The sequence below is a fragment of the Streptococcus sp. SR1 genome (assembly GCF_000526075.1).
Taxonomy (GTDB): Bacteria; Bacillota; Bacilli; order Lactobacillales; family Streptococcaceae; genus Streptococcus; species Streptococcus halitosis.
On the sequence record NZ_JATR01000005.1, the window covers coordinates 1 to 20,028 of the forward strand.

At 35.7% G+C, this 20,028-nt stretch carries 19 protein-coding genes, 2 tRNA genes and 1 pseudogene; 6 read left to right on the forward strand and 16 right to left on the reverse strand.

Translation table 11 applies throughout. The features are described from left to right. Positions 1–91: 91 nt before the first annotated feature. From HMPREF1518_RS01670 to HMPREF1518_RS01745, 16 genes and pseudogenes are all read right to left on the reverse strand, one after another. Positions 92–352, reverse strand: a pseudogene (locus tag HMPREF1518_RS01670) (23S rRNA (uracil(1939)-C(5))-methyltransferase RlmD); the annotation flags it as partial. A gap of 39 nt (positions 353–391) precedes the next feature. Next, complete coding sequence (gene ftsH / locus HMPREF1518_RS01675) at positions 392–2,350, reverse strand: ATP-dependent zinc metalloprotease FtsH (RefSeq protein ID WP_033583696.1); 1,959 nt, start codon at positions 2,348–2,350, stop codon at positions 392–394. A 15-nt stretch (positions 2,351–2,365) separates the two neighbouring features. Further along, complete coding sequence (gene hpt / locus HMPREF1518_RS01680; RefSeq protein WP_000889395.1) at positions 2,366–2,908, reverse strand: hypoxanthine phosphoribosyltransferase; 543 nt, start codon at positions 2,906–2,908, stop codon at positions 2,366–2,368. Positions 2,909–2,912: 4 nt separating this feature from the next. Next, positions 2,913–4,190 carry a tRNA lysidine(34) synthetase TilS gene (gene tilS, locus HMPREF1518_RS01685; protein ID WP_033583699.1) on the reverse strand — a complete coding sequence of 426 codons (1,278 nt, stop codon included), beginning with the start codon at positions 4,188–4,190 and terminating at the stop codon, positions 2,913–2,915. Continuing rightward, positions 4,187–5,455 (reverse strand): serine hydrolase, encoded by a 1,269-nt coding sequence (locus tag HMPREF1518_RS01690; protein ID WP_033583701.1) that lies wholly within the window; start codon positions 5,453–5,455, stop codon positions 4,187–4,189. Before HMPREF1518_RS01690 ends, tilS begins: the two co-directional genes overlap by 4 nt. After that, positions 5,448–5,570 (reverse strand): SP_0009 family protein, encoded by a 123-nt coding sequence (locus HMPREF1518_RS11020; RefSeq protein ID WP_033583703.1) that lies wholly within the window; start codon positions 5,568–5,570, stop codon positions 5,448–5,450. Before HMPREF1518_RS11020 ends, HMPREF1518_RS01690 begins: the two co-directional genes overlap by 8 nt. 4 nt (positions 5,571–5,574) lie before the next feature. Further along, complete coding sequence (locus HMPREF1518_RS01700) at positions 5,575–5,943, reverse strand: septum formation initiator family protein (protein ID WP_000041921.1); 369 nt, start codon at positions 5,941–5,943, stop codon at positions 5,575–5,577. Next, entirely contained in the window at positions 5,936–6,202 is a 267-nt protein-coding gene (locus tag HMPREF1518_RS01705; protein ID WP_001234975.1) for an RNA-binding S4 domain-containing protein, read from the reverse strand. The genes HMPREF1518_RS01700 and HMPREF1518_RS01705 overlap by 8 nt, the downstream gene beginning before the upstream one ends. 57 nt (positions 6,203–6,259) lie before the next feature. Next, positions 6,260–9,763: a transcription-repair coupling factor gene (gene mfd, locus HMPREF1518_RS01710; protein WP_033583706.1), complete on the reverse strand. Its 3,504-nt coding sequence runs from the start codon at positions 9,761–9,763 to the stop codon at positions 6,260–6,262. Next, entirely contained in the window at positions 9,764–10,333 is a 570-nt protein-coding gene (gene pth / locus HMPREF1518_RS01715) for an aminoacyl-tRNA hydrolase (protein WP_000163921.1), read from the reverse strand. A gap of 72 nt (positions 10,334–10,405) precedes the next feature. After that, on the reverse strand, positions 10,406–11,521 hold the full coding sequence (ychF, locus tag HMPREF1518_RS01720; RefSeq protein ID WP_033583708.1) for a redox-regulated ATPase YchF: 1,116 nt from the start codon (positions 11,519–11,521) through the stop codon (positions 10,406–10,408). An 84-nt stretch (positions 11,522–11,605) separates the two neighbouring features. After that, complete coding sequence (locus HMPREF1518_RS01725; protein ID WP_033583710.1) at positions 11,606–11,800, reverse strand: DUF951 domain-containing protein; 195 nt, start codon at positions 11,798–11,800, stop codon at positions 11,606–11,608. A 64-nt stretch (positions 11,801–11,864) separates the two neighbouring features. Beyond that, the gene (gene dnaN / locus HMPREF1518_RS01730) at positions 11,865–13,001 is read right to left on the reverse strand and encodes a DNA polymerase III subunit beta (protein WP_033583712.1); all 1,137 of its coding nucleotides are present in this window, start codon (positions 12,999–13,001) and stop codon (positions 11,865–11,867) included. 158 nt (positions 13,002–13,159) lie between these two features. Then, positions 13,160–14,458 (reverse strand): chromosomal replication initiator protein DnaA, encoded by a 1,299-nt coding sequence (gene dnaA, locus HMPREF1518_RS01735; protein ID WP_386704942.1) that lies wholly within the window; start codon positions 14,456–14,458, stop codon positions 13,160–13,162. Positions 14,459–14,737: 279 nt separating this feature from the next. Continuing rightward, positions 14,738–15,496, reverse strand: a complete 759-nt coding sequence (locus HMPREF1518_RS01740) for a ParB/RepB/Spo0J family partition protein (RefSeq protein WP_033583716.1) — start codon at positions 15,494–15,496, stop codon at positions 14,738–14,740. A gap of 57 nt (positions 15,497–15,553) precedes the next feature. Next, positions 15,554–16,744, reverse strand: a complete 1,191-nt coding sequence (locus HMPREF1518_RS01745) for a S1C family serine protease (RefSeq protein ID WP_000681812.1) — start codon at positions 16,742–16,744, stop codon at positions 15,554–15,556. Between the two features lie 177 nt (positions 16,745–16,921). Here HMPREF1518_RS01745 and rlmH point away from each other — a divergent pair, with 177 nt between their 5' ends. The 6 genes from rlmH to HMPREF1518_RS01775 all read left to right on the forward strand — a co-directional run bounded on the left by rlmH (position 16,922) and on the right by HMPREF1518_RS01775 (position 20,022). Continuing rightward, a complete protein-coding gene (gene rlmH / locus HMPREF1518_RS01750) occupies positions 16,922–17,401 on the forward strand; it encodes a 23S rRNA (pseudouridine(1915)-N(3))-methyltransferase RlmH (RefSeq protein WP_033583717.1) in 480 nt (159 codons plus the stop codon). A 43-nt stretch (positions 17,402–17,444) separates the two neighbouring features. Then, positions 17,445–17,518 (forward strand) — tRNA-Arg (locus HMPREF1518_RS01755). 166 nt (positions 17,519–17,684) lie between these two features. After that, entirely contained in the window at positions 17,685–17,810 is a 126-nt protein-coding gene (comC, locus tag HMPREF1518_RS01760) for a competence-stimulating peptide ComC (protein WP_033583718.1), read from the forward strand. Between the two features lie 20 nt (positions 17,811–17,830). Continuing rightward, on the forward strand, positions 17,831–19,150 hold the full coding sequence (gene comD, locus HMPREF1518_RS01765; RefSeq protein ID WP_033583719.1) for a competence system sensor histidine kinase ComD: 1,320 nt from the start codon (positions 17,831–17,833) through the stop codon (positions 19,148–19,150). Further along, positions 19,147–19,899 (forward strand): competence system response regulator transcription factor ComE, encoded by a 753-nt coding sequence (gene comE, locus HMPREF1518_RS01770; protein WP_000866079.1) that lies wholly within the window; start codon positions 19,147–19,149, stop codon positions 19,897–19,899. The genes comD and comE overlap by 4 nt, the downstream gene beginning before the upstream one ends. Before the next feature lie 51 nt (positions 19,900–19,950). Further along, a tRNA-Glu gene (locus HMPREF1518_RS01775) sits at positions 19,951–20,022 on the forward strand. Positions 20,023–20,028 lie beyond the last annotated feature (6 nt).

A 20,028-nucleotide genomic window follows, 5' to 3' on the forward strand; every position in this document is an offset into this window, starting at 1 on the left:
AAGGCGGTGTCTTAACCCCTTGACCAACGGACCTTGAGCTTTTCAACTCTTTCTATTATACCTACTTTTCCTACTTTGTCAAGATCTTTTTTCAGTGAAGTTGATTTTTTCTTTTCTTCACTAACTTAACAACTGCTTCTGTTCGTGCAGTGTGGGGAAACATATCAACTGACTGGATATACTGGAGATCATAGACTTTTACCAGTTTAACTAAATCTCGTGCCAAGGTCGAAACATTGCAGGATACATAGACCATTTTTTCTGGAACATAGGTCAGGATGGTATCCAACAGCTTATCATCTAAGCCTGTACGAGGAGGGTCGACTATCAGGGCATCCGCTCGGTAGCCATCACATTAGAACATAAAAAGAGAGGTCGAACCTCTCTAAATTTATTTTTCTTCACTCATTTTTGATTTTACTTCATCATAAGATAGTGCATGGGATTCCTCTTCTACTGTCTCAGGCATTTTTCCTGTTTCGTAAAGAGATTTAATCTGTGTACTATCTAATGTTTCGTATTTCAACAATGCTTCTGCAATCAACTTATGAGTTTCACGATTTGATTGGATAATTTCAGCAGCTTTGTTTCGTGCCTCATTTAATAATGAACGAACTTCCTCATCAATCTCATAGGCTGTTTGCTCTGAAATTGATTTTTGAGGACTTTGTGCACCAAACATAGCATGATTACCTTCGTATTGAACTGGGCCAAGTTTTTCACTCATACCGTATTCAGTGACCATTGCACGAGCCATCTGTGTAGCTTGTTCAAAGTCATTTGAAGCTCCTGTCGTTTGGACATTAAAGATAATCTCTTCAGCTACACGACCACCCATCAAACCTGCCAATTGCTCTTTCATGTCTTCTTTAGATAGAAGCATTTGATCCTCTTTCGGAAGCGCAATCATGTAACCACCTGCACGTCCACGTGGTACAATTGTAACTTTATGAACAACACGGGCATTTGACAAGACTAAACCAACAATGGTATGTCCAGCCTCATGATAAGCAACCAATTCACGTTCTCTTTGTGATACTGTTTTATCTTTCTTAGATGGTCCAGCAATCACTCTGTCCTCTGCCTCATCAATATCTGAAGCATCAATGATTGATTTGTTGCGACGAGCAGCAACTAATGCCGCTTCATTTAGAACATTTTCTAAGTCAGCTCCCACAAAGCCTGGGGTTTGTTGGGCAACCAGTTTCAAATCAACATCGTCTGCCAGAGGTTTATTTTTAGCGTGAACTTTCAAGATTGCTTCACGACCTTTAACATCAGGACGGCCAACTAAGACTTTTCTATCGAAACGTCCTGGGCGGAGAAGAGCTGGATCAAGAACATCTGAACGGTTAGTTGCAGCGATAACGATGATTCCTTCATTTCCCTCAAAACCATCCATCTCAATCAAGAGTTGGTTCAAGGTTTGTTCACGTTCATCATTTCCTCCACCAAGACCAACACCACGTTGGCGACCAACAGCATCAATTTCATCGATAAAGATGATGGCTGGCGCTGCTTTTTTTGCATCCTCAAAAAGAGAACGAACGCGGCTTGCACCAACTCCGACAAACATTTCTACAAAGTCAGATCCTGAGATACTAAAGAACGGAACCCCTGCTTCTCCGGCAACTGCCTTAGCTAGTAAGGTCTTACCTGTTCCCGGAGGTCCCTCCAAAAGAACACCCGCGGGAATGCGCGCACCAAGTTTTGTAAATCGTTTTGGATCTTTTAGGAATTCAACAACTTCTACTAATTCTTGTTTTTCTTCCTCAGCACCTGCAACATCTGAGAATCGTACCTTGATATCTTCTTTGTTAGCAGCTTTAGCCTTGCTACGTCCAAAACTCATTGGATTTCTACTATTATTTCCTCCCATATTTCCCATCATAGAGAATAGGAAGAAGAAGAGAATAGCAAATGGCACAACAGACACAAGGATATTGATCCACATACCACTTGAACTCTCATGTTTGACTGTAACCTCAGCCTGATGTTCAGAAGCAAGTTTTTGCAATTCTGAAACTGTTGAATCAGACGGAAGAATAGTACTTGAGAATCTTTCTACTGTTGTAGCTGTAGGAGTAAAAAATTGAATTCCTGTTTCCTCTTTACTAGTCTTAGGATTTTTATAAACACCAGACACTTCAATGATGCTACCATTTGGCTGATAGGTTAATTCTTTTACATTGTCTGCTGTAATTTCTTTTACCAATTCTGTATAGTTAATTTTTTCGCTTCGTCCAGCAGTATTTCCAGAGTAAAAATACTGGAATCCTGTCACTAGGAAGAAGATAATTAACAAGTAGAGAAATGGATTTCTAACTAAACCATTATTTTGTTTTTTCATTAAAGATAGATCTTTCTAATTTGAATAAACTTCTTCTTTCAATACTCCGACATAAGGAAGGTTACGATAATTTTCCTTATAATCCAGACCATAACCTACTACAAACTCATTTGGAATAGTAAAGCAGGTATAATCCGCTTCAATTTCAACAACACGTCCCTCTGGTTTGTCCAACAAAGTCGCGATTTTAACAGAAGCTGCTTCTCTTGCAATAAACATATCTCGCAAATTTTTCAAAGTTTGACCTGTATCGATGATATCCTCTACAAATAAAACATGTCTTCCTTTGATATCTTGAGTCACATCTTGCTTGATATTGATGACACCACTACTTGCTGTTCCACCATGGTAACTAGATACCATCATGAAGTCCATCTCAATATGCGTATCAATATGTTTAACCAATTCAGCCATAAAAGGAATCGATCCTTTTAGAATTCCAATAAGAATTGGATTTTTCCCCTCATATTCTTTTGTTAGTTGTGCACCTAGCTTTTTAGCTGCTTCTGTAATTTCATCATGTGAAACGAGGATTTTTTCAATATCGTGTTCTAACATCTTTTTACCTATCTATTTTTTCTATATAAATTACAGTGTTCATTATATCATTTTTCGTGTTTTTACTCAAATCACTGGTCGCAATTCCTAAAATTGAGACAATTTCTCCAAATTGCTCAATAATAGGGGTTGTTTTTCGTTTTTCAATAGGGAGTTTCAAATCTATAAATAAACGTCTCAGTTTCTTTCGATGACCATTTAGGATAATAACATCGCCAGGTTTTCGACATCTAATATGTACAGATGTTTCCCGTGAAACCGTTACTTTTTGAACAAAATCCCCTTCAATAGGGATACCAAAGGAAAATAAATAACCCATATATTGAACTTGATTTTGATAGTGTAACACAAGTTCATCTTCCTTTTCATCGGCCTGAGGACTGATTTTACAAACTCGAAAATTCTGATACTCTTTTATCAGTTCGTAACCATTTTTAAGAGAGTGACGATACTGGCTTTTCGTTGCTAAAATCTGTCGAACTTCGGCAAACTGAGCCTTTGTCAGATTTAAGTCTGGAAATTGATTAAGATAATTCTGGAGCAAGATTCCTTGAGTTTGTTGAGAGTATGAAAATAGCTCATTCAAATCTTCCACATCAATTTGTTTAGAAAGCTCCGTTATTGTTGCTTGGTAATCTGAAATCTCCCTTCCTAAATCTAAAAGGGCGGATTTAAGACGAGGATTTTCTTTTTCAAGTTCTGGTAAATACCTATTTCGAATCCGATTTCGAAAATAGCTGTTCTCACGATTTGTTTGATCTTCGAAATGAAAAATTGGTGGAAAATCCTTTTTATGAAAATGCAATAAGGGGCGGATGATTTCAATGCCATCAACTACTTGACTTTCTTTTATTCCTGTTAAATGACGTAGCCGACTTCCTCGAATCAAGCGCATCAAAATCGTTTCAACTTGATCATCTGCATGGTGGGCAGTAACCAAGGCAGTCGCTCCAACCTCTTTCATGATTTTCCTAAAAAAATCATAACGAAACTCTCGAGCACGCGCTTCTGAAAAGTCTCCTGAAAAACTTGTGATATAAATAGGAAGTTCAGCTGCATCAGCTAACTTCCTTAGTTCATTTTCCTCCCAGTCAGACTCACTTCTCTGCTTATGATTTACATGTGCTAAAATCAACTCAATTTCCAACTCTTTTTGGTAAGTAGACAATAGCTGGAATAAAAACATTGAATCCAGTCCGCCAGACAGAGCCAATAAGACTTTAGAATGTTTTTTGAAATACTCTTTTTGGAGAAAATGATTTAAAAAATCCTGATCCCTCATTTTAGAACCTCATAGACATCCTTGGCTATCTTAGCAATGGTGTCATAATCAGAATTTTTAGTGAAAATGGAAAGAACGAAAGGAGAATCAGTATAGACAATGGCAGTGTCGTGTTTAAACTCGTCGGCATCTCCAATTTTATGAGCTACCTTAACCGAAACACCTTTTGCGATTCGTTGGTTGTCAAAATCGGTCTTACCTAGAGACTCTAGGACAAAACCATTCTGATTATAAATAGCTTCCATAAGTTTTCCAGCCATTTTTGAAGAAGTCAATTTGTCATTCACATCCCAATCTTCACCCATAATGGTGGACATTTTTTCTTTGAAAGCCCCGTCAGATTGATTGGTCACATAATAACCTAAAATATTATGAGCAACATTGTCAGACTCTTTTGTTACCTTGGTAATCAACTGTTGAAGACTGTATTCTTTGTTATCTTCTTTTTTAGGTAAGCTACCACTACCTTCTGGTTTATAGGACCCAGGGAAACTATTTACTTCTGGGATATACTTGAAGCTACTGTCTAGCGTATATTCCCCTTGATTTATCTTATCTTGAGCATAATAAAGGTAGGCTAGTTTCAAGATGCTAGCTGCATAGAGTTTACTGTCTTCATTCACCCCAGCCTCTTTACCCGTAGTCAGTTGTTTAACATAAATAGAATAATTTTCGTTCTGATAGTTACTTGATAAAACTTCTTGAACCTTCTGGATGCGATTGTCTTCTTCTGAGGTGAACTCTTTTGATACCCACCCAACTTGATCAATATGAAGAAATTCTTGTCCCTCAGCAAAAAGGGTTCTATCCACTGTTACGCGTTGATAGGGAGAGAAAGAGGAAGAAATTTCTTTCGTATCATAGGGGCTGTTGTAGATAACAAACCCTGGCTCCAACCATACTTGCCTATTTTGAGTTTGAACTTGACTTTGATCATAGACCAAGCGCTTATCTGCAAGGATAAACTGGTGATTATCTAATTTAAAAACAGGAACACCTTGTCTATTCAAACGCCATTCTACTATTTTAAAGGTGGTTTCAGGAGTCAATTTACCAGACTCCTTGACAAGATCCTCATTAGCATAGACAGCTGTTTCTCCATATACCATTGGGGATTCCAGAGTTTCTTTATAGTAGAATCCATAATCAGACTCGGTTAGATAATAAATTTCTTGCGAAGAGTAAGGAAGCTGTTTTTCTGTGCTAACTACTCTTGAGGTTATGATAAAAGCAGGTAGCAATAAAACTACTAAGAACTTACGCATTCTTCTCTTCCCTTTCTTCTTGTAATCGTAATAAATGGTTTTTAGCTGCCAATTCCTCTAATTTTTCATCTGATAAACTTAGAAATTCCTCAACAACTTCCAATAAATTTTCCATGACATTACCTCGGAAGCAAATCAGGAATTGTGTAAATTGCTTCTCGTTTCTTTGAGTAATAGTACTTGGCGCGTGCATATTTTGCTACATAGTCTTCATCTTTCAACTTTGCAGCAAAAGCAGATTCCTTATCCTTTTCGTCACTAAGATTTTGGTACTGCTCTTTCAACTCTGTCAATTGCTGACGGCGTTGCAGTAACTGATCATAGCTTTGAGCCAAGTTATAAGTTGGTAAAATAAACAACAAGATCATCAAAATAAGGACCCAACCCATAAAACGATTTCGTTTTTGTCTCTCCTTCATCAGGTAACGACGACGTTGATGTTCATTTTGAATAAAAGAATTATTCATCTGTACAATATTTTTAGACATTTTCTTCTACCCGTGTTTCACTGAGAATTTCATACATGCCTGCTGCGTCTTCTTTTTTTGTACTATCTTTCATTTCTAGTACTTTAACAAGCAACAACTTATTTCCAAAGCGAATTTCAACTTGGTCATCAACTTTCAAATCCGTTGAACTTTTGGCCAAGATTCCGTTCACCTTGATTCTACCTTTATCTGCTACTTCTTTTGCGACTGTGCGGCGCTTAATAATTCGTGATACTTTTAAATACTTGTCTAATCTCATTTTTATTACCTCAAATTATTATTGTACCATTTTTATCCTTTTTATAGAAGAAAAATGTTAAATGAGATTTGCTTCCTTTGATTCTTTTATCTCTAATAAACTTTCTCCAAAAATCAGCAGACCTTCTAAAATTTCATAATCCTTCTTGTTTCGAACATCAAATACGACTTCCATTAGTCCTCTATTCTCCGCTATAGCTGCTTTTAAGTTGGTTGCAGATAAGGCTTTAAAATAATCTTGAGCCAAGAACAGTCGCTGAGTGATTTTTTCAAATTGAACTGTGATCTTATTCTCTTTTCTTTCCACACGTTCTACAAAGACCTTATCCAAGTATGATTTGACCAAACCAATCTCTAAAAGATAGGCCACTACATCTGGATACTCCCCGAAACGATCCATCAATTCTTCCTGTAATTCTTCATAGTTGACACGGTCGTCAATTTGACGAATTTTCTTGTAAATTTCAATCTTATGTCGTTGGTCAGAAATATAAGTATCAGGAAGATAGGCATCGATTTGTAAAATCAACTCAGCATTTCCTTTAGTTCTTGTGTTCTCATTGCCATTGCGTTTAGCAATAGCTTCTTCTAGTAACTGAGAATACAATTCAAAACCAACAGAATCAATGAAGCCTGATTGGGATTTTCCTAAGAGGTTTCCTGCTCCACGAATAGAAAGATCTCGCATTGCAATCTTAAATCCAGATCCCAATTCTGTAAATCCTTTGATTGCTTCTAATCTCTTCTCAGATACTTCACTGATTGATTTTTCTGGACGATACATAAGATAGGCATAGGCAATGCGATTGCTCCGACCAACTCTTCCTCTTAATTGATACAAGGTTGACAAGCCCATATGATCTGCATTTTCAATAAATAAGGTATTGGCGTTTGGAATGTCAACACCTGTTTCAATTATGGTAGTTGTCACCAAAATATCATACTGACCCTCAATAAAGTCCAATAGAGTGTTTTCTAACTGAATTTCACTCATTTGTCCGTGAACATAACCAATCGAAGCTTCTGGAATCAACTCTTGTAATTCTGAAACCTTCCGATCAATAGTGTCAACTTTGTTGTAAAGATAGTAAACTTGACCACCGCGCTCCATTTCACGCAAGACAGCATCATGAATCACACTAGGATTCTTCTCTAATACATAGGTTTGTACTGGATAGCGATTAGTCGGAGGTGTTTCAATAACAGACAAATCTCGGATTCCCAACATAGACATATGGAGTGTACGAGGAATTGGCGTAGCTGTCAAGGTTAGGACATCCACTTGTTTCTTCAGTTCTTTCAATGTTTCCTTATGCTTGACACCAAATCGTTGCTCTTCATCAATAATCATCAAGCCCAAATCTGAAAACACAACATCTTTTGATAAAACACGATGCGTTCCAATCAAAATATCGACTTGACCATTCTTTAGTTTTTCAAGTGTTTCTGCCTGCTCTTTTTTACTTCTAAAGCGACTCAACACATCAATATTAACAGCAAAATTTTGGAATCGTTCCTTAAAATTCGTATAGTGCTGTTGCGCTAAAACCGTCGTTGGAACTAGAACGACCACCTGTTTGTGATCATTGACTGCCTTAAAAGCAGCACGCATTGCTACTTCAGTCTTCCCAAAACCAACATCTCCAACCAAAAGTCGATCCATGGGGTGAGAATCCTGCATATCTCTCTTGATTTCCTCAATACTGCGAAGTTGATCATCCGTTTCAACATAAGGGAAAGCATCATCAAAAGCATGTTGCTCATCATCATCAGCTGAGAAAGCAAACCCCTTCAACTGACTACGCTCAGAATAAAGCTTGATTAAATCGTCAGCTATATCCTCTACTTGGTTCTTAACTTTTTGCTTGGCCTTTTTGAAATGACCATCATTTAATTTATTAAGTTTTGGCGCTTTCCCATCACTTGAAACATATTTAGACAGTAACTGAATCTGCTCTACTGGGATGGAGATTTGGTCACCATTTTGATACTGTACACTGACATAATCACGGTGAATACCTTGGATTTCAATTGTTTCGATTCCTAAATATTGACCAATTCCATGGATATGGTGAACAACGTAGTCCCCTTTTTCAAGTTCATTATAATCTTTTAATCGCTCTGCATTTGAAGCATGTTGTCTTCTAAACCGACGTTTTAATTTCTTTTGAAAAATCTCATGTTCAGTAATCAAGAGAATTTTTTCATCTACAAAATGAAAACCATGTCTTAGATTACCCTCAATCAAGTTTACAGATTCTTTACAGATACTTGACTTATCTCTGGAATCCAATTTGATCTGATATTCCTCTAAAACATCCTCCAACGTCTTACTTCCCATTGAATTGCTAGACTGCAAAACAATGGTGTAATCCATTTTTTTGTATCGCTCAATTTCTTCTTTAAGAAAAGAAAACTGATTGAAAAACTCCTGCATAGAGTATTGATTAAATTGATAAATGTGATCAAACTTGAGATTTCCTAATCCCTTTTGCAGATTAGAGAAAAAGGTAACTGGACTTTGTTTTTTATAGGTTTGCTCTGTATCTGCAAAATACTGCATCTCAGAAAATGATTTACCATTCTGTAAATCTTCTGTAAAGTATTGCGCTAATTCTCTTTCAAAGGCTTCATACTGATTCATCAATTTTTGATAGTCATCAAAGAATACTGGTGTATCTTTTTCAATATAATCAAATATAGTCCATGTTTTATCGTAACATAAAGATAAAAACTTTCGACTATCTGAATGTACTTGTTTTTGATGAAAACTTGACAAAATTTCTTCTAGATAGGATTTCAAAATTGGTGATAGAGTCTTCGAAATTTGCTTTTCTAAAGCTGACTGACCTCGTTGATAATCCTTTTCTCTCAAAAGTATATCACTAGCTGGAAAGATAGTGAGTTCTGTCTGATTTTCTTTTGATAATTGTGTTTCGACTTCAAAAGTACGAATACCATCTACTTCATCACCAAAAAACTCAATTCGGAAAGGTTCTAACTGAGACATCTCAAAAATATCTAAAATATCTCCTCGAATACTAAACTCACCTTGGGTCTGTACTTGAGTAACTTTTCGATATCCAATTTCCTTTAACTGGTGAAGTAGCTCGTGTTGGTCATATTCTTCGCCAACTGCAATTTTTATAGTACTTTCTTTAAATCTAGTCGGAGAGGGTAAAATTAACCGACTCGCTGCGATATTACAAACTAAAATCCCTTTCTTAGACGGATCACTCAAAAAACGCAAGGCCTCAACCCGCGAAATGATTTTTTCTTGTGAAGACATCAAAAACTCTACCATAGGAGAGTCATCAACCAAAAATGGATAGACAAGTTCCTCTCCTAAGAGAGAAAGAAGATCACTGATAATTCGTTCTGCTTCACCATAAGTCGAGGTCAGTAACACAACCTTATTTTCTTTTTCTAGACTGCTTGCAATTGCAATAGCCTTGGTAGACGTTGATAAACCAAGTATTAGTTGTCTTTTCTTATCTATCAGATTTTGATGCCATTTTTTTATCTGGTCATTTTCTGAGAATAAATCTAATAAAGTTACCATTTAACCATTATACCTCTGCATTGTTTTCTCAAAGTTTTTCTCTTGTAAATAGTAGTTTACAGCATCGTCAACCTTGTCAATAGACTGTAAAATACCCACATAGTCATCCTGATCAAACTTACTTAAAACATGATGAACAACGGACATGCCTTTTTTAGGTCTTCCAATACCTATTTTAACACGGTTAAAGACCTGAGTCCCTATATGTTGAATAATAGACTTGATACCATTATGACCACCTGCTGAACCCTTTGCTCTTAAACGAATTTTCCCAACTTCCATGTCAAGATCATCGTAAATGACGAGTAAATCTTCAATATCCAAACCATAGTAAGTCAATAAAGCATGAACCGCTTTTCCACTTTCATTCATAAATGTTGTTGGTTTGACGAGATAAATTTTTTCTCCATTGAAGAAAAAAGAAGCTAGGTCAGCTTGAAATATCTTGTCATGTGTAAAGGTGACATTTTGTTTTTTGGCCAATTGGTCAATCAACATAAATCCAACGTTGTGCTTGGTTTCAAAATATTTATCCCCTGGATTTCCTAATCCAACAAGTAATTTAGTCATTTATTTTCCTTTCAAAAGCCAAAAGGGTTGGAATTTTTTTCCAACCTAATTGACACTATTTATTAAATGTTATTAAACGTTAAAGCGGAATTCCATGATATCGCCATCTTGAACGATATATTCTTTTCCTTCTTCACGCAAGCGCCCAGCTTCTTTTACAGCCTTTTCAGATCCGTATTTCACTAGATCCTCATATGACATGGTTACTGCACGAATAAAGCCTTTTTCAAAGTCTGAGTGGATAATACCAGCTGCTTGAGGAGCTTTCATCCCTCGCTTAAAGGTCCAAGCACGGACTTCTTTTTCACCAACTGTGAAGTAAGTTCCAAGCCCAAGCAAGTGATAAGCTGCACGAGTCAACTTATCAACGCCTGATTCTGTCAAGCCAAGTGCTTCAAGAAACTCTTGTTTATCTTCATCATCTAACTCAGAAATTTCTTCTTCAGCACGCGCGGAAATAACTACCACCTCAGCATTTTCTGTCGCTGCGAATTCACGAATTTGCTTCACATATTCGATAGAATCTGGATCTGAAACTACATCCTCATCCACATTAGCAACATAAAGAACAGGTTTAGTGGTCAAAAGGAAGAGACCTTTAACAACCTTTTGTTCCTCATCTGTGAATTCAATGGTACGAGCTGATTTTCCATCTTCAAGGACTGGTTTGATTTTTTGAAGAACGTTAAACTCTGCTACTGATTCTTTATCTTTTTGCGTACGTGCCATCTTTTCTACACGCGCATAGCGCTTATTGACTGATTCTAAGTCAGCAAGAATCAACTCTAGGTTAATGGTATCAATATCTGCAAGTGGATCCACAAAGGCGTCTTCACGTCCTTGCTCGCGCATAACATTTTCATCATCAAAAGCACGAACTACATGAACAATCGCATCTACTTCACGAATATTGGCCAAGAATTTATTTCCTAGACCTTCTCCTTTTGATGCTCCTTTTACAATCCCTGCAATATCTGTAAATTCAAAGGTTGTTGGAACTGTCTTTTTAGGTGTAATCATTTCCGTTAGTTTTTGTAGGCGTTCATCTGGAACTTCCACCATCCCAACATTTGGATCGATAGTCGCAAATGGGTAGTTTGCCGCCTCTGCTCCTGCTTTTGTAATTGCATTAAAAAGGGTTGATTTACCAACGTTTGGCAAACCAACGATACCTGCTGTTAAAGCCATAGTTTCTCATTCTCCGTTCTCATTTCAATCCCTAACATTATAACACAAAAAGGGAAAACTTGCTAACCCTCTAACTAAGGGTTCTTAGTCAACAATCTTATTCATTTTTCGTTCAAAATCATAGCGACTCATCATAACAACATGATCACAATTGCTACATTTGATTTTGATATCTGCCCCTATGCGTGTAATTTCCCAACGATTGGCCTTTTTTCCTGTTGACTTAATTATACAAGCATGAGGTTTTTTCATCTCAACAAAATTTCCAACTTGATACATACTACTCTCCTTTTCTTTTTTGATTATATCATAAAAGAGGCGAGCCAGGCTCAACCTCTTTCACTTAATTTGTACGAACTGGTGTAATAAGCTGCATGAAGTCTTCGTCAGTATCTGCTGGCACAAGAGTAAATGGACGAACTGCTGAGATAAAGCTAATAGTAACCTTTTCACTATTTAAAGCCTTGAGGGAATCAATCAAGTAAGTTGGGTTGAAACTAATAGTCAAATCATCCCCGGTCACCTGCTCCGTATCGATTTCTTCGTTTACTTTACCAACTTCTGGAGAGTGAACATGGGCGCTAACAACTCCACCTTTAATTTCAAGCTTCACAGTACCATTTTGAGTCGCACTTGATAAGAGACGTGCACGCTCCATAGATTGACGCAAATTAACCACATCAAAAGTAATTGTAGTGTTAAAGTCTGTTGGAATCAAGCGATCTGTATCAGGATAATTACCTTCTAGGAGACGAGTGTAGAAGCTAATATTTTCGCTTCTAAAGAGGATTTGATTATTTGCAAAGAAAATCTCTACAGTTTCAATATCATCTGTAAATACCGCTGAAAATTCGCGGAGAGAGCGGCTAGGAATCACCACATCGAAATCATCTCCATTTTTTTCAAGAGTCAATTTTTTCTGGCTAAGGCGATGAGAGTCTGTTGCAACTGTTTTTAGTTCCTTGTGTTGGCTCAATACAAAATGAACACCTGTTAAGATGGGACGACTTTCTTGCGTACTTGCAGCAAAAGCTGTTTCATTGATAATTTTCTTGAGCAGTTTTGTTTCAAGAACTAAAGGTGTGCTTGCTGAAATTTCTTGGATTCGTGGGTACTGTTCGCTATCTTTTCCTTTTAGGGTAATTTCTGATTTGCCGCTGGTTAAAACAATTTGATTTTGTTCAATTTCTTTAAAATCAAGAGTCACATCAGGTAGACTAGATACAACATTGATAAAGAAAGAAGCTTCAAGAAGAATCGAACCCAAAGAAGTAACCAAGAGACCAGCATCTTCATTCTTTTGAGAAATGAAATTCTCAATAGAAATTTGACCGTTTGATCCAATTAAAGTAATTCCTTCATTGGTAACGTCAATTTTTATTGTTGATAAAATTGGAATAGCATTTTTTGAGCTGATTGCTCGTTTTGTGGTATTTAAGGCTTGTAGAAATAAATTTTTATTAATTGAAAAATGAATCATGGATTCTCCTTTATTTATTTTTAGTATTAGAAAGTTAATAGTAATAATAGAGTGTGTGAATTCTGTGGAAAACTGGGTGCTATTTAGTGAACTTAAGCTTCTAAGCTTGTTAAAAAAATGTGGATAAAAAAGATAAGAAAGGAAAAGTTATCCACAAGCTACTTGATTTTCTTTTTGATTGTTTCTACTTCTAAACGTAAATTATCATCTTCGTCAATCAGTGATTTAATTTTAGCATGGGCATGAATAACGGTGGTGTGATCCTTTCCGCCAAATTCTTTTCCGATTTTTGGAAGACTGTTATCTGTCAGTTCTCTAGCTAGGTACATGGCAACTTGACGCGCTAAAACGATGTTTTGAACTCGTCTCGTCCCCTTCATTTCTTTAACACTCACTCCATAAAAATTACCAACTTCAGTTTGGATTTTCTCAATTGGAATAACAAGTATCTGGCGGGCGTCTTGTTTACGTGCTCTAATAGCTTCCGCAGCAATATCAATAGTGATATCCTTAATTTTCTTTACTCTGGCAATTAAAGTGATATCGTTGATTGCTCCTTCTAATTCTCGAACATTTGAATCAAATTGGCCAGCCAAGTATTCCAGAGTATCACTTTGGAAATGGTAATCCAAGTGCTCTGTTTTACTTTGAAGAATGGCGATACGTGTCTCAAAGTCAGGGGGAGTGATATTTTGCGTCAATCCCCAGCTAAAGCGCGTGACAAGTCTTTCCTCAAGGCCTTCTAGGTGTTTAGGACTTCGATCACTGGTTAGGACAATCTGTTTCTGCTTATCATGAAGAGCATTGAAGGTATTGAAAAATTCTTCCTGGGTTGCGACTTTTTTACCGCTGAGAGATTGGATATCATCAATCAACAAGAGATCAAGACTACGGTAAGTTTTTTTGAACTTTTCCATTTCCCCAAGTCTTAAGTGCTCAAGAAAGTCATTGATAAAGCTTTCGGCAGGAATGTACTTGACACGCGCATCAGGAATATTTTTCAAAATCTCATTTCCAATCGCATTGAGCAAGTGAGTCTTTCCAAGACCAGGTCCTCCATAGATAAAAAGAGGATTGTAGGTTAGAGCTAAATCTTCTGATACAGCTAACGCAGCAGACACCGCCCAAACATTCCCATCACCTTGAATAAAGTTATCAAAGGTATATTTTTCTTTTAATCCTGTTTCAGAATAAGGAATCGTTGGTAGTGCAGGTGTGTAATTGTAAGTAGAGACACTATTCGTATCATTTACTTGAGGAGATTCTGTACTCTGAGGTTTAGTGAAAATATAGTGAGGTTTGATTTCAGAATCATAAATTTCAAAACCAGCAGCAACAATAATATCTTTTAATTGCTTTTCCCACACCATTTCCATCTCTGATCTCGGTAGAAATATAGTAGCTGTATTTTCTTCTACTTTGATGAGTTCAGCAGGTGTAGCATAGAAATCATACATAGATCGAGTCAATCTTTCTTGAGCAAATTCTAAAATACGATTCCAAAATTGCTTTTCTTTCAACTATTTTTCCTCCTTTACTATGATTTTAGTAGTTTAGTGCTAGACTTATTTTACCATAGATAGTAGGATTTTTCCACAGATTGTGGAAAAGAATCCACAATGTTAGTAGTATTTATCCACAGGTTGGGGATAAATAGCTTTTTCCTTGATTTAGTAGGGTTTTTGATAAAAAAATTAGTGGATAAATTTGTGGGTTAAGAAAATAAAAGAACAGCCTTATTTCAGGCTGTTAATAATTCTATCGTATTCTTCTTGACTTGAAAAAGAGATGACAATCTTTCCAGTATCTTTTTTAGAAAGTTTAATTTCTACACTTAAACCTAGTAGTTTTTTTAATTTATCTTCTTCATCTTTGATGAAAGAATCACTTTTTTTTTGCTTTTTGTGTTTTTTTTCTGTCAGTAGTGCTTCCAACTTTCTCACAGAGATGTCTTCATTTTTAATTAGTTGAAAGAAATGGTCTTGCTGCTCTTTGTCCAAACCAACTAGGGAACGTGCATGCGCTTGAGAAATTTTTCCATTTTCTACTTCAGTTAAGATATATTCTGGTAGGGAAAGTAAACGAATAAAATTAGTGATATAAGGACGAGATTTCCCCATTTTATCCGCTATCTCAGTGTGAGTAAATCCTTTTTCTACTAGAGATTCATAGGCGCGTGCTTCTTCAACAGGATTTAAATTTTCTCTCTGTAAATTCTCAATGATAGACTGGATCATCATTTCCTGATCTGAGAGGTGCCTTACAACGGCTGGGATAGAGGTCAGACCAGCCAAGAGAGAAGCTCGATATCGTCTCTCTCCTGCAAGGATTTCATAACCAATTACAGGAGATTGACGAACGATGATTGGTTGGATGAGCCCATTTTCTTTGATTGACTGAGCCAATTCCTTTAATTTTTCTACATCAAATTCTTTCCGAGGTTGGTAAGGATTTTTTTGTATTTCAGAGATAGAAATCATTTCAAATTTTTCCATGATTCTACACTAACATATCTTTTACTTTCTGTAAAGTTTTCTTTACACTGATGTCAATTAACGTTCCAAATCACCAGAATTCTTATCTAGTTTTATAGAGGTTGTTTCCTCTTTACCATTACGGTAGTAGGTTATTTTTATAGTGTCTCCAATAGCATGGTTGTAAAGAGCATGTTGTAAGTCTGTTGATGAAGTAATCTCTTTGTCATCAACTTTAGTAATGACATCGTATTTTTGAAGATGTCCATTTGCAGGCATGTTACTTTGAACAGATCGAACAACTACACCTGAGGTGAGGCCACTTGGAATGTTTAGTTTTCTAAGATCATTAGCTCCAACGTTGGACAGATTGACCATTTGGATTCCAAGAGCAGGACGAGTCACTTTACCATCACTTTCAAGCTGTTTAATGATATTTTGTACATCGTTTGAAGGAATTGCAAAACCAAGACCTTCTACAGATGTTCCACCATTACTTGCAATCTTACTTGATGTAATACCAATTACTTGTCCTTGAATATTTACAAGAGGACCACCAGAGTTACCAGGGTTAATGGCCGTATCTGTTTGAATGGCTTTTGTTGAAATAGCTTGACCATCTTCAGATTTTAGAGAAACATTTCGATTAAGACTTGAGATGATTCCCTGTGTAACTGTATTAGCATATTCTGAACCTAAAGGACTACCGATAGCAATCGCTGTTTCTCCAACGTTAAGTTGGCTTGAATCACCAAATTCTGCCACTGTTGTAACTTTTTCTGAAGAAATTTTTACGACAGCAATATCAGAGAAGGTATCCGATCCAATAATTTCACCAGGGACTTTTGTACCATCAGCTAAACGGATATCGACTTTTGAAGCTCCGTTAATAACGTGAGTATTTGTTACAATATAAGCATCATTTTCGTTCTTTTTATAGATGACACCTGATCCTTCACTTGCAATCTGTTGATTATCCGTATCAGAATTTGATTCTTCGGTTCCAAATACACTACTTTGTTTATTAGCAGAGTAAGTAATGACTGATACAACAGCATCCTTAATTTTATTCACTGCTTGAGTAGTTGAGTTTTCATTCTTGTATGATGTTTGAGTTACAGTGCCAGAATTATTATTTGTAGCTTGATTTCCTTGTTTTTGATAAAGTTGCAATGTTACAAAACTTCCTAGTGCCCCACTCAAAAATCCTATTAGAATAATTACAAGAAAAGTAACTCCTTTTTTGTAAAATTTTTGTAAGTGTTTCATAAACGCCTCCGTTTGCTATTGTTTGTCAAGATTATAAACCTATTAACTTAATCTAAGCTTAAAAGTTTTACACAAGTTGTGGATAACTCACATTATTCTGTGAATTTAATAGTATTTTTGGATGATTTTCATGTGTATAAGATGTGAAATAAAGTGTGGATATGATAGAATAGAAGAATGAAAATAAAAGTTGTAACAGTAGGAAAACTGAAAGAGAAATACTTAAAAGATGGCATTGCTGAATATACCAAACGAATTTCACGTTTCGCTAAATTAGAAATGATTGAGCTCGCTGATGAGAAGACACCTGACAAAGCCAGTGAATTAGAAAATCAAAAAATTTTGGAAACAGAAGGCGCAAGAATTCTTTCTAAAGTTGGAGAAAGAGACTTTGTCGTTGTACTAGCCATTGAAGGAAAAACACTCTCCTCAGAGGAATTTAGTAAGCAACTAGAGCAGGCTTCTATCAAAGGCTATTCAACTCTTACTTTTATCATTGGAGGAAGTTTAGGTCTAGCTCCTGTTGTAAAAAATAGGGCCAATCTTTCTGTCAGTTTTGGACGTCTGACATTACCACATCAGTTAATGAGATTGGTTTTAGTTGAACAAATTTACCGTGCTTTTACGATTCAGCAGGGTTCTCCTTACCACAAATAGAAGATTGACTTACCTCTTGTTTTTTGATAGAATGGTCATGTTAGGTCTCATAGCTCAGCTGGATAGAGCATTCGCCTTCTAAGCGAACGGTCGCAGGTTCGAATCCTGCTGGGATCAATGTTAGATGCGAAGCTGGGATTCATCCCAGCTTTTTTCTTAAAAAAGTGCGTTTCAGGTGCAAAAATGTACAGTTGGGAAAAATTTTTTCTTATATGGTCTTCATTTTGTATAATAGGTTTGTAAGTTAACTTACAAGAAAAAAAATAATACAGGAGATTTCATTATGAAAAATACAGTAAAATTGGAACAATTTAAAGAGGTAACAGAGGCAGAATTGCAAGAAATTCGAGGAGGAGACTGGAGAATTTCAGAATCGATTCGTAATCTTATTTTTCCAAGAAAAAAGTAATGAAATAAAGGTAGTGAGTAATGGATTTATTTGGATTAGGGATAGCTATTTTTTATTTTCTCATCATTAGCAAAAGTTATGAGTGGATTTGTAAAGTAAATAGAAAAGAACAAATTATTTTTTTGTGTTACACATGCATATCAGTTTTGATACTCGAAGAAATTATTACTCTAGTATATTCTAATAGTTTTGCTTTGTCTAAATTTTTATTTCCTTTGGTTGTGTACCTTTATTTAAGAAAGTTAAAGAAGTATGAAAAATATAAAGGAATTTTTATTAGTTTACTACTATCCTTATTATATCATAGTACCCATACTTTTATATCCGTAACATTATCTTCTATAATGGGTGATGTTCTTGTATTACAATATAAAAGTATATTCTTTTTAGTAGTATTATTGTTGACTTATTTTATTATTATAAAAATAAGTCGTTATTTCCACTTGGAAATAACATATTTTGACAAAGATTACCTCTACCCTTTTTTAAAAAAAGTGATAGTTGCTTTTTTTGGATTGCATATCTTATTGTTTGTTTCAGATATAGTAAGTACGATTCATCACTTAAATAGTTTTGGAAGTATTTTATCAACCATTGTTTTTATCTGTCTGCTATTAGTTTTCTTTGCAATGAATTCTTATAAGGTTCAAATTGAAAAAGAGATTGCCCTAAAGCAGAAGAAATTTGAACAAAAGTATTTGCAAACTTATACAGATGAGATTGTAGGTTTGTATAATGAGATTCGAGGTTTTCGTCATGACTATGCAGGTATGCTTGTCAGCATGCAAATAGCGATTGACAGCGGAGATTTACACGAAATTGACAGGATTTACAACGAGGTCTTAGTAAAAGCAAATCAGAAATTGAGGTCAGACAAATATACTTACTTTGATTTAAACAACATAGAAGATTCGGCTTTACGAAGTTTAATTGCTCAATCGATTGTATATGCACGAAATAATGATGTAGAGTTTACATTGGAAGTAAAAGATGTCATTACTAGATTGTCAATGGATTTACTTGATCTTGTTCGCATCATGAGCATTCTATTAAATAATGCTGTTGAAGGTGCCGCAGATAGTTACTTGAAACAAATGGAAGTTGCAGTCATTAAAATGGATTTTGAAACAGTTATAGTTATCCAGAATTCATGTAAAATCACTATGACGCCTTCAGAAGACTTATTTGCCCTAGGTTTCTCTACCAAGGGAAGAAATAGAGGTCTAGGACTAAATAATGTCAAAGAGATCTTAGATAAGTATGACAACATTATTTTAGAAACAGAAATGGAAGACAACACATTTAGACAAATTATTAGATTTAAGAGAGAATTTGAATGAAAGTATTAATTTTAGAAGATGTTATTGAGCATCAAGTGAGACTAGAGAGAATATTGAATGAAATCTCTGAGGAATCGAATATTCCTATCTCATATAAGACAACAGGAAAAGTTCGTGAGTTTAAGGAATATATCGAAAATGATGAAGTAAACCAGCTTTATTTCCTAGATATCGATATTCATGGAATCGAGAAAAAAGGCTTTGAAGTGGCTCAATTTATCCGTCATCACAATCCTTATGCTATTATTGTCTTTATTACTAGTCGATCTGAATTTGCTACTTTAACTTATAAGTATCAGGTATCAGCTTTAGATTTTGTAGATAAGGACATCAATGATGAATTGTTCAAAAAACGTATCGAGCAGAGTATCTTCTATACCAAAAGCATGCTGCTTGAAAACGAAGATGTTGTAGACTATTTTGATTACAACTATAAGGGAAATGATTTGAAAATTCCTTACCATGATATTCTGTATATCGAAACAACAGGTGTTTCTCATAAATTGCGTATTATTGGTAAGAATTTTGCTAAAGAGTTTTATGGAACTATGACAGATATTCAGGAAAAGGACAAACATACTCAACGATTTTATTGCTCCCATAAATCTTTCCTTGTCAATGTGGGAAATGTGAGAGAAATTGATCGAAAGAATTTAGAAGTTGTTTTTTATGAAGATCATCGTTGTCCCATTACCCGTTTGAAAGTTCGTAAACTAAAAGATATTCTAGAGAAAAAATCTAAAAAGTGATTGACAATCAGTAAGAAATTGATATAATGGTTATATCTGCTACAGATAGATGGTCCGTTGGTCAAGGGGTTAAGACACCGCCTTTTCACGGCGGTAACACGGGTTCGAATCCCGTACGGACTATTTTAT

Excerpts from the sequence above, each read along its gene's own strand:
- rlmH (WP_033583717.1), top strand. The coding sequence starts at position 16,922 with ATGAAAATAAAAGTTGTAACAGTAGGAAAACTGAAAGAGAAATACTTA.
- comE (WP_000866079.1), top strand. The coding sequence starts at position 19,147 with ATGAAAGTATTAATTTTAGAAGATGTTATTGAGCATCAAGTGAGACTA.
- HMPREF1518_RS01740 (WP_033583716.1), bottom strand. The coding sequence starts at position 15,496 with ATGGAAAAATTTGAAATGATTTCTATCTCTGAAATACAAAAAAATCCT.
- pth (WP_000163921.1), bottom strand. The coding sequence starts at position 10,333 with ATGACTAAATTACTTGTTGGATTAGGAAATCCAGGGGATAAATATTTT.
- dnaA (WP_386704942.1), bottom strand. The coding sequence starts at position 14,458 with ATGTATGATTTCTATGCTACACCTGCTGAACTCATCAAAGTAGAAGAA.
- ftsH (WP_033583696.1), bottom strand. The coding sequence starts at position 2,350 with ATGAAAAAACAAAATAATGGTTTAGTTAGAAATCCATTTCTCTACTTG.
- comD (WP_033583719.1), top strand. The coding sequence starts at position 17,831 with ATGGATTTATTTGGATTAGGGATAGCTATTTTTTATTTTCTCATCATT.
- HMPREF1518_RS01745 (WP_000681812.1), bottom strand. The coding sequence starts at position 16,744 with ATGAAACACTTACAAAAATTTTACAAAAAAGGAGTTACTTTTCTTGTA.
- HMPREF1518_RS11020 (WP_033583703.1), bottom strand. The coding sequence starts at position 5,570 with ATGGAAAATTTATTGGAAGTTGTTGAGGAATTTCTAAGTTTATCAGAT.
- mfd (WP_033583706.1), bottom strand. The coding sequence starts at position 9,763 with ATGGTAACTTTATTAGATTTATTCTCAGAAAATGACCAGATAAAAAAA.
- HMPREF1518_RS01705 (WP_001234975.1), bottom strand. The coding sequence starts at position 6,202 with ATGAGATTAGACAAGTATTTAAAAGTATCACGAATTATTAAGCGCCGC.
- ychF (WP_033583708.1), bottom strand. The coding sequence starts at position 11,521 with ATGGCTTTAACAGCAGGTATCGTTGGTTTGCCAAACGTTGGTAAATCA.
- tilS (WP_033583699.1), bottom strand. The coding sequence starts at position 4,190 with ATGAGGGATCAGGATTTTTTAAATCATTTTCTCCAAAAAGAGTATTTC.
- hpt (WP_000889395.1), bottom strand. The coding sequence starts at position 2,908 with ATGTTAGAACACGATATTGAAAAAATCCTCGTTTCACATGATGAAATT.
- HMPREF1518_RS01725 (WP_033583710.1), bottom strand. The coding sequence starts at position 11,800 with ATGTATCAAGTTGGAAATTTTGTTGAGATGAAAAAACCTCATGCTTGT.
- HMPREF1518_RS01690 (WP_033583701.1), bottom strand. The coding sequence starts at position 5,455 with ATGCGTAAGTTCTTAGTAGTTTTATTGCTACCTGCTTTTATCATAACC.
- dnaN (WP_033583712.1), bottom strand. The coding sequence starts at position 13,001 with ATGATTCATTTTTCAATTAATAAAAATTTATTTCTACAAGCCTTAAAT.
- comC (WP_033583718.1), top strand. The coding sequence starts at position 17,685 with ATGAAAAATACAGTAAAATTGGAACAATTTAAAGAGGTAACAGAGGCA.
- HMPREF1518_RS01700 (WP_000041921.1), bottom strand. The coding sequence starts at position 5,943 with ATGTCTAAAAATATTGTACAGATGAATAATTCTTTTATTCAAAATGAA.